A 1765-nucleotide genomic window follows, 5' to 3' on the forward strand; every position below is an offset into this window, starting at 1 on the left:
CTCACAGCGATCGTTTAAAAGACTTTCCAACCGACAAAAGCAAAGCCATCATTACAACGGTGCATGCATCACCTCAAGAATTGCTAGCAACATTGGGCGTTAATGCCGATGAACTTGTTAATGTTGATGCAACCGATGGTCTGCGGCTAACCTTAGCAAACGGATTAATTATTCATTTACGCCCATCCGGTAATGCACCTGAGTTTCGTTGTTATGTCGAAGCCGATAATCTTGAAACTGCAAAACAATGGGTAACCAAAGTACTAACTATTATGACTCGCACTTTGGCGAACATGTAGTGCTTATACTAGGGCTTAAGACTAGTGCTTAATACTTGGTGTTAACATGTAACAATCATTTATTGTGACTAGCCAATACTAACAAGATATTGCAACCAAGTTACTGCAAGTTAAACAACTGCAGTAGCACGGTCTAAAGTAGAAAAGGGTGTATCAGTCGGTTTCAGTGAAAATATGCAATTACACTGACAAAATAAAAAGTTAACTACAGGCAGATTATTTAAAAAACACAATAAGTGTGTATTTTTACCTCAACGGAAGGATATTGCTGATGCAATATCCTTTTTTTATGACTAAAAATATATACAGCAAGTCAAATATCTAATTGTAACCGTTGCTGTATTTTTATCATGATGATTTATCTGGGTTTAATACAGTATATTAGTTTTTGTTACTGTAGTGTTTCTGTCATGTAACCGCAATATAATGGCAAAATTAATCACAAGATTGTCATTTCCGTCTGTAAATTACAGAATTTTTAAGTATAATCAGCGCTCAAAATGCATATTCGACTTAATTTAGTCGTAAATGCTCAAAAAATGGAAGTTTCGTAGAAATTTTAGGCATGCTGGAGCCGTAACCTATGGGCGGTAGCGTGTCTGAAGACCGCTCTAACTGCTAGAGCGGTGTCAGGCGGTATAAAGCGATGACGTGCGATAGCAATCTAGCGGCTAAGCTAAGTTCTAGGCCGCTACGCTTCTAGGGCGGACTATGTCCTGCTAGGGACTGCTTCGCAGTTAAGATTTTATAGCAGCGCAGCGCTCTAGCAGTTAGAGCGGTGTCAGGCGGTATAGAGCGATGACGTGCGATAGCAATCTAGCGGCTAAGTTCTAGACCGCTTCGCTTCTAGATCGGACTTCGTCCTGCTAAGGACAGCTTCGCTGTAAAGATTGTATAGCAGCGTAGCGCCCTAGAATCTAGCAACTAGGCTTTTGTTTTCCAGCCTTTTGCTCTATTAGAAGCACAGCGCTCTAGAATCAAGTAGTTAGAGCGGTATCAGGCGATATCGAACAATAAATAGCGAATGAGCCTTTTTTGGCTTGTCGACTAATATCCCCGAATAAATAATGGATTATGTTCACTCAATTCTCATAAGAAACATGGCAACGCCTTTGTTCCTTAACGAGTCAGCTAATCCTAAAATTATAAAAACGATAATAAATGAACTAGACTCTAGGCCGATGAACAAGAGCCTAGGCCGCTACGCGGATAGTGCGCTTCGCTCCAGCAGTTGAGCTTGGTGCCAAGCGATAGAGAGCGATGACGTGCGATAGCAATCTAGACTCTAATGCTTTTGCTCTACTTAGCAGCGCAGCGCCCTAGAGTCATAGAGTCTAGGAAGCTACGCGGCTAGTGCGCTTCGCTTCTAGGGCGGACTTCGTCCTGCTAGGGACTGCTTCGCAGTAAAGATTTTATAGCAGCGCAGCGCTCTAGAATCTAGCAACTAGGCTTTTGCTTTAGCCTTT

At 41.9% G+C, this 1765-nt stretch carries 1 pseudogene; it reads left to right on the forward strand.

The window, feature by feature from the left end:
- Positions 1-299, forward strand: a pseudogene (locus tag CXF78_RS16370) (phosphomannomutase); the annotation flags it as partial.
- Positions 300-1765: the final 1466 nt, after the last annotated feature.

The organism is Shewanella sp. 11B5, assembly GCF_002836795.1.
Classification (GTDB): domain Bacteria; phylum Pseudomonadota; class Gammaproteobacteria; order Enterobacterales; family Shewanellaceae; genus Shewanella; species Shewanella frigidimarina.